The 8,216-nt window shown below is 43.8% G+C and carries 5 protein-coding genes and 1 pseudogene; 4 read left to right on the top strand and 2 right to left on the bottom strand.

What is annotated here, in order from left to right; genetic code table 11:
- Positions 1–493 precede the first annotated feature (493 nt).
- The 4 genes from dnaA (at position 494) to gyrB (ending at position 6,762) form a co-directional block, all read left to right on the top strand.
- Entirely contained in the window at positions 494–1,885 is a 1,392-nt protein-coding gene (gene dnaA, locus B4H32_RS02710) for a chromosomal replication initiator protein DnaA (protein ID WP_004683889.1), read from the top strand.
- 89 nt (positions 1,886–1,974) lie between these two features.
- The gene (dnaN, locus tag B4H32_RS02705; protein WP_004683890.1) at positions 1,975–3,123 is read left to right on the top strand and encodes a DNA polymerase III subunit beta; all 1,149 of its coding nucleotides are present in this window, start codon (positions 1,975–1,977) and stop codon (positions 3,121–3,123) included.
- Between the two features lie 28 nt (positions 3,124–3,151).
- The gene (gene recF / locus B4H32_RS02700; protein WP_004683891.1) at positions 3,152–4,246 is read left to right on the top strand and encodes a DNA replication/repair protein RecF; all 1,095 of its coding nucleotides are present in this window, start codon (positions 3,152–3,154) and stop codon (positions 4,244–4,246) included.
- A 47-nt stretch (positions 4,247–4,293) separates the two neighbouring features.
- Entirely contained in the window at positions 4,294–6,762 is a 2,469-nt protein-coding gene (gyrB, locus tag B4H32_RS02695) for a DNA topoisomerase (ATP-hydrolyzing) subunit B (RefSeq protein ID WP_286799695.1), read from the top strand.
- 88 nt (positions 6,763–6,850) lie between these two features.
- On the opposite strand, the gene B4H32_RS02690 is transcribed toward gyrB, so the two are convergent.
- Both B4H32_RS02690 and B4H32_RS02685 read right to left on the bottom strand, forming a co-directional pair.
- Positions 6,851–7,408 (bottom strand): VTT domain-containing protein, encoded by a 558-nt coding sequence (locus B4H32_RS02690; protein ID WP_004683895.1) that lies wholly within the window; start codon positions 7,406–7,408, stop codon positions 6,851–6,853.
- Positions 7,409–7,741: 333 nt separating this feature from the next.
- Positions 7,742–8,216, bottom strand: a pseudogene (locus tag B4H32_RS02685) (ABC transporter ATP-binding protein); the annotation flags it as partial.

Genomic DNA, 8,216 nt, shown 5'->3' with positions numbered 1-8,216 from the left:
GTTAAATTATATCAGCATTCGTTTATTTTCCCAGTTTACAAACAGGTTTATCAACAACCCGCTTTCTAATTTAAATTTAATTCTTGGATTTTGAATTTAAATTTCGATATGCTCAGTTATCCACAAAACAGGTAAACCTTATAAGTAAATTCAAATTTTAAAATTTAAATTTATTCTTATTAGTGTGGATTTATTCTGTGGAAAGTGGTGTTTTTTTTTGAATAAACATAAATTTATGCTGTGGATAAGCATGTTTTTATCAATAATATAGTTTGTGGATAACTTTGAGCTTAAAATTATCCACAGCTTGTGCAAAAAGTTATACACATGCTGTTTTGAATTTAAATTTATAAACAAATGCTGTCTTTTTCAGCGAAAGTCTCATAAATTGTCCTGACAGATGTGGATAACTTGGTTAGAATGGCGACCCCTTTGAAAGATGAGGGTAACGGTTTTTATTTTTGAATTTAAAATGGATAGATAGGGGATGCACATGCTCTGGACAGACTGCTTAACTCGCTTGCGACAAGAGCTCTCTGATAACGTCTTTGCGATGTGGATTCGTCCTTTGGTTGCCGAAGAGGTTGATGGAGTCATGCGTTTATACGCACCTAACCCTTATTGGACACGTTATATTCAAGATAATCATCTGGAACTCATTTCAATTTTGGCGGAACAGTTGTCTGAAGGGCGGATTCGTCAGGTTGAGATCCTGGTTGATTCCCGCCCTGGTACGATTTTGTCTTCCAGTGAGCAGCCAGCAACCACGACTGCCGCTTTAAATACCCAGACTATTCCAACACGTATCAAGAAAGAGCCTGATCTGGTCCAGCCAAGTCAAAACACAGCGAAATCACCAAAGAAAAGACAGCTCAACCCGCAATTCACTTTTTCACTGTTTGTGGAAGGCCGTTCCAACCAGATGGCTGCGGAAACCTGCCGCAAGGTTTTGACCCAGCTTGGTGCGTCTCAGCACAATCCTTTATTTTTATATGGTCCAACAGGTTTGGGTAAAACACACTTGATGCAAGCTGTCGGAAATGCGCTGTTACAAGCCAAGCCAAATGCGCGTGTGATGTATATGACCTCGGAAAGTTTTGTACAGGATTTTGTCAGTTCACTACAAAAAGGTAAGGTTGAAGAATTTAAGAAAAATTGTCGTTCTTTAGATTTGTTGTTGGTCGATGATATTCATTTACTCGCAGGTAAAGAGGCGAGTTTGGTCGAGTTTTTCTATACTTTTAATGCTTTACTCGATGAATCTAAACAAATTATTTTAACATCTGACCGTTATCCAAAAGAATTAACTGAGCTTGATCCGCGTTTGGTCTCTCGTTTTTCATGGGGATTGTCGGTGGGGGTTGAACCACCAGATATTGAAACCCGTATTGAAATTCTATTGAAGAAAGCTGAAAACAGTGGTGTCGATTTACCCCGCAACTGTGCCCTGTTTATTGCCCAGCAAGTGGTTGCCAATGTGCGTGAGCTTGAGGGGGCATTGAATAAGGTGGTGGCTATTTCCCGTTTCAAGGGGACAGCCATTGATCTGGATGTGGTGCGTGAGTCCTTGAAAGACGTGTTGGCAATTCGTGCCCGTACCATCAGTGTGGAAAACATTCAGCGTGTGGTCAGTGAATATTTCCGTATTCCACTCAAGGAACTGGTGGGGCCAAAACGTACTCGTATCTATGCACGCCCACGCCAGTTGGCAATGGGGTTGGCGCGTGAACTGACAGGTGACAGTTTTCCAGAGATTGGCATGGCATTTGGTGGGCGTGACCACAGTACAGTGATGCATGCCTGTGAAAAAGTGGCTAGCCTACGTGAGCAAGATCCAATTTTTAATGAAGACTATAAAAACCTGCTGCGTCTTTTACAAAGTTAATTCATTTTTCAGAGTTGCAAACTGCTTTTAAGTGCAGCATAGTACACTGCTAACATTCATATCGGCTTCTGTTGTAAGAGGAATAAATCGTGCGTTTGAAAATCGCTAAAGAAAGTTTACTCAATGTTTTATCGCATGTGGTGGGGGCGGTTGAGCGTCGTCACACCTTGAATATTCTTTCTAATGTCAAAATTCAAACCACTCAACAGGCTTTAACCATTACGGGTTCTGATTTGGAAGTTGAACTGGTGGCAAGCACCACGCTGGCTGAGGGTGCCTGTTTGCAGGCTGGCGAAACGACTGTTCCAGCACGTAAACTGGTCGAAATTTGTAAATCCCTCCCGACAGCAGCCTTGATTGACCTACAAATTACTGAAGACCAGCGTTGTATCCTGAAATCAGGCAATAGCCGCTTTGTTCTGGGTACGCTTCCTGCCGAGGATTATCCATTACTGACGACTGAAAACAGTCAGGGTACACAGGTGCAGGTCACACAGCGTGAATTAAAAAGATTGTTTGAAAAAACCTCTTTCGCCATGGCGGTTCAGGACGTTCGTTTCTATCTGACGGGTACATTGTTGGAAATTGATCAAAATCAATTGCGTACAGTCACAACAGACGGTCACCGTTTGGCATTGTGTGAAGTGTCGGCTACATCGACAGCATCTGCATCGATTCAGGCGATTGTTCCGCGTAAGGCGGTTGGTGAATTACAGCGTTTACTCAGTATTGAGGATGAGCAACTGACCTTGTTGATTGGCCGTGAACTGTTAAATATCACCATCAATACGCCAAGCCGTGATAAGGAGCAGGGTGATATCACTGTTCGTTTTACCACCAAGCTGATTGATGGCAAGTTCCCAGATTATCGCCGTGTGATTCCGCGTGGTGGTGATAAGCATGTGCTAATTGCCCATGATGTGTTTAAACATTCACTGCAACGTGTGGCGATTCTGAGTAATGAGAAGCTGCGTGGGGTTTTCCTGAATTTTAGCCAGGATACCTTGCAGTTGCGTGCCAATAACCCTGAGCAGGATGAGGCCAGTGAAGATCTGGTCATTCAATATCAGGATGCGCCGCTGGAAATGTCATTTAATGCACAATATATTTTAGATGTCCTGAGTGTGCTGGATGGTGATGATGTCAAGATGAGCATGACCGAAGCCAATCAGTCGGTGTTGGTGCAAGACCCAGCCCATCCAGACCAAACCTATGTCGTAATGCCGATGCGGGTTTAATTGCGATTGATGGTTTGAGTTTTAAAACATGCAAATCACGCGTTTAAATATCGAACGTGTACGTAATTTAAAGGCGGTTGCACTCGGCGAGTTGCAACCGTTTAATATTTTTTACGGCGCAAATGGTTCTGGAAAAACTTCAGTTCTGGAAGCCATTCATTTATTGGCGACAGGCCGATCATTCCGTACCCATATACCAAAACATTACATTCAGTACAATGCAGACGATGCGCTTGTTTTTGCCCAATCCGCCAGTGAACGGATTGGTATGCAAAAGCTGGCTTCTGGTGAGCAGTTGATCAAGGTCAATGGTGATACCATTGCCACGCAGGGGCAGTTGGCAAAACTGCTGCCTTTGCAGCATATTGACCCACAAAGTACAGATATCATTGATCATGGAGCTAAACCAAGGCGGCAACTGCTGGACTGGTTGATGTTCCACGTGGAACCTGAGTTCTATTTTGCCTGGCAATATTATTCACGTGCATTAAAGCAGCGGAACAGTCTGCTGAAGTCACGGCGTAACTTGACCTTGGCTGATTTGGAACCATGGAACAAGATGCTGAGTGACTATGGTGAAATTCTGCATTCACAACGGGTCAGCATTGTGGAGCAATGGAACTATTTTTTTCAGGAAGATTTAAAGCAGTTGTTGCCTGATCTGGAGATTGTGCTGGAATACAATCCAGGTTTTCATACCGAGCAGGGACTGCTACACGATCTGGTGCAGCAGCATCAAAAAGACATGGAACGGCGCTATACTGAGTATGGTCCACACCGTGCCGACCTGCGTTTAAAAACGGGTGGCGATGCCCTGCGCAGTGATGCTGCGGATGTGTTGTCCCGTGGGCAAAAAAAGTTGTTAATCATGGCATTAAAACTGTCACAAATTGCAATGCTGCATGCGAGCAACAAGGAAACTGTGGTATTATTGGATGATCTGACAGCAGAGTTGGATGTAGCCGCACAACAGCGTTTAATTGAGCGACTGAGTCAGCTGGGAAGTCAGGTTTTTATGACCACCCTGGACCATGCGTCGGTATTAAAACACTTACATGATTTGTCGATTCCTTTTCAATTATTCCATGTTGTTCACGGTCAAGTCAGTCTTGCTGCACCATAATTTTATTTTCTCATCTTCAAATAGATCAATATTACTAGGGAGTAACCATGAGTTCAGAGTCTCAATCAGTCTCTCAAACAGAACAAACAAATGAAAAGGCTTATGATTCCTCTAGTATTAAAGTATTACGTGGATTAGACGCGGTTCGTAAACGTCCTGGGATGTATATCGGTGACACCGATGATGGTACTGGTCTGCACCATATGGTGTTTGAGGTGGTGGATAATGCCATTGATGAAGCCCTGACGGGTCATTGTGACGAAATTCTGGTGACCATCCATGAGGATGAATCGGTCAGCGTGTCGGATAACGGACGTGGTATTCCAACCGACATACACCCTGAAGAGGGCGTGTCTGCGGCAGAAGTGATCCTGACCATCCTGCATGCGGGCGGTAAGTTCGATGATAACAGCTATAAGGTGTCGGGTGGTTTGCATGGTGTAGGAGTGTCGGTTGTCAACGCCTTGTCGAAAAAACTACAGTTGACGATTTATCGTGCGGGTCAAATTCACGAGCAAGAATATCAGCATGGTGATTCACAATATCCATTAAAGGTGGTGGGTGAAACAGAGCGTACAGGTACAGTTGTACGTTTCTGGCCAAGTGAGTTGACCTTTAGCCAGACCATTTTCAATGTTGATATTCTGGCACGCCGTTTAAGGGAGCTTTCATTCCTCAATGCAGGTGTACGGATTGTATTGCGTGATGAACGGATCAACCTTGAACACGTCTACGATTATGAGGGTGGCCTGTCTGAATTCGTTAAATACATTAACGAAGGCAAGACCCATCTGAATGATATTTTTCATTTCACGGCTGATGCTGAAAACGGGATTACCGTCGAAGTTGCCTTGCAGTGGAATGACAGCTATCAGGAAAATGTACGCTGCTTTACCAACAACATTCCACAAAAAGATGGTGGTACACACCTTGCAGGTTTTCGTGCGGCGTTAACCCGTGGTTTGAACCAGTATCTTGAAAGTGAAAATATTTTAAAGAAAGAAAAAGTTGCTGTTACAGGGGATGATGCTCGTGAAGGCTTGACCGCGATTGTTTCAGTGAAAGTGCCAGATCCAAAATTCTCATCGCAAACCAAAGAAAAATTGGTTTCGAGTGAAGTAAAACCTGCGGTAGAGCAGGCCATGAACAAAGAGTTTTCTGCTTATTTACTGGAAAATCCACAAGCAGCGAAATCGATTGCAGGTAAGATCATTGATGCAGCGCGTGCCCGTGATGCGGCGCGTAAGGCCCGTGAAATGACCCGCCGTAAGAGTGCGCTGGATATTGCGGGTTTGCCAGGAAAATTGGCGGACTGTCAGGAAAAAGATCCAGCCTTGTCTGAACTGTATCTGGTCGAGGGTGACTCTGCGGGTGGTAGTGCCAAGCAGGGCCGTAACCGTAAGATGCAGGCGATTTTGCCGTTGAAAGGTAAAATCCTCAACGTTGAGCGTGCCCGCTTTGACAAGATGATTTCCAGTCAGGAAGTCGGGACGCTAATTACGGCTTTAGGCTGTGGCATCGGGCGTGAAGAATATAATCCAGATAAGTTACGTTATCATAAAATCATCATCATGACTGACGCGGACGTGGATGGTTCACACATCCGTACCTTGTTGTTGACGTTCTTTTTCCGTCAAATGCCAGAGCTGGTTGAGCGTGGTTATATCTATATTGCCCAGCCACCACTGTACAAATTGAAGAAAGGCAAGCACGAACAATACATCAAGGACAATGATGCACTGGAAGAGTTTTTGATCTCCAATGCAATTGATGAGCTTGCCTTGCATATCAGTGCGGAAGCACCTGCAATTACTGGTGCGGCATTGGCGAGTGTGATTGCGGATTATCAGGTGTCACAGAAGAGCTTGCAGCGCCTCACTCAGCGTTATCCTGCGAGCCTGCTGGATGGCCTGCTTGAGCTAGAGGCATTTAAGGCTGACCACAACCATGAGCGTGACTATGTGGAATCATGGGCTGAGCAATTGCGTGTGGCAATTGAAAAATTACAGCCAAGTTTGCGCCCTGAAATTACCTTGGAATCATTTGAACGTGAAAACTCCCTGGGTGAAAAATCGGCACACTACTGGCCGCGTGTCACGGTATATGTACATAACTTGCCACATGCCTATTTGCTGGATGCAGGTCTGCTCAATTCTGCTGAATATGCACGTTTGCTGAAAAATGCCAAGAGCTGGTTCAAGCTGCTTGAAGAGGGGGCTTATCTGCAAAAAGGTGAGCGCCGTATTCAGGTCAACAGTTTCCATCAGGTATGGCAGCATATTTTGCAGGACTCACGCCGTGGCATGATGATCCAGCGTTATAAAGGTCTGGGTGAGATGAATGCCGAGCAGCTTTGGGAAACCACGATGGATCCTGAAAATCGCAATATGTTGCAAGTGACCATTGATGATGCGATTGAGGCGGATCGTATGTTCTCATGTCTCATGGGTGATGATGTTGAACCTCGTCGTGCCTTCATTGAAGAAAACGCACTCAATGCAGATATTGACGCTTAAATTCTGAATGTAAAAAAAGACGATGCCTTGGAGCATCGTCTTTTTTTTGAAAACTAGCAGGGAAGGTTTCACGTGGAACACTAAAGGATTAACTATCTACCAAATCACTCACTTGAATAATCGCGTGACCAAATAAATAACCTGCAGTAACTAGAACACTGATCCACAGCAACGCACCTAGGATATTGTAAACTACAAAGTGCGTATAATTCATATTGCTTGAACCTGCTGCTAGCGGTGCAAATGAGCGTGCAAAAGGAATGAAGCGGGCAAGAAGGATAGTTTTCCCACCATGCTTTAAGAAAAACACATTGGTTTTTTGTAGGTATTCTTGTTTGATGAAGCGAGATTCCATATTAAAGATACGGTCACCAAAATGACGGCCAATATGATAATTGACCATATAACCCAGGGTTGCGGCAACAAAAAGCAAGCTGATCATATAACCAAGATGCATGATCTCGATCATGGAGCACAAGGCACCTACGGTCAGCAACAGGCTGTCGCCTGGCAAAAAGAACATAAACACAAAAGCTGTTTCTAAAAAAATAATCAGGAACAGGATGGCATAAATCCATAAACCATATTCCTGAACTAGGATTGGCAGGAAGTGTTCGAAATTAAAAAGAAAGTCTAAAGAGTTCATTCAGTTTGTAGTGTCCCAAATAACGTACTCAGCAAATTGCAGTACAAAAAATATTAAACGAATCTAACCCTCAAGATTCATTCGTAGGTGATAACATTACAATAATGGGGCTTGAGTATATCTAGCCTGAAGCCAAAGCTCAATTTTTTGAGAAAATTCAAATTTTAATCGAGATTAAAAAGTGAGATAAAAGAATAACATTATTCAATACAGATTTATGTTACGGGGATGTTGATTTGAGCTTGGGAACAGGCTTAAAGGTTTTTAAATATCTACATGAATCTAAGATCCATATATTTCTATGCAGTAAATATATGGATCTATATTTTTAAATTAATGCGTAAATGACGCTTCTAATTCTTCTAACTCCATCATGAAGGTGAGCAATTGTTCTTCGAATTGTTCTAGTTTTGCCTTTAAATCATTTTGCTCATTCATGAGTTTGATCAAGTCATCTTTTCGATTCGCTTCATACAGGGCACTATCCGCCAAAGCCTGTTCAATCTCTGCTAAACGCGGTTGAACCTTGTCAATCTGTGCCTCAACCCTTTCGATGTTCTTGCGAATCGGGCGGGTCAGTTCACGGCGACGGGCAGCCTCTTTTCGCTGGGCTTCCTTATCCACTTTTGCAGTTGAGGCGGGTGCATTGCTGCTTTGTTGCTGTAGGGCATTTTGAGCGTTGATCTGCTGTTGGCGCGCTTCACGCAACCATTTCGCATAATCCTGTAAATCGCCCTCAAACTCTGTGCATTTGCCTGCATGAACCAACAGTAAATCATCGCAGACGCTGGCAATCAGTTGGCGTTCG

This window comes from Acinetobacter sp. UBA2063 (assembly GCF_002333245.1).
Classification (GTDB): domain Bacteria; phylum Pseudomonadota; class Gammaproteobacteria; order Pseudomonadales; family Moraxellaceae; genus Acinetobacter; species Acinetobacter parvus.
Note: the sequence above shows the minus strand (reverse complement) of the source record. Positions and strands in the feature narration are given on the sequence as shown.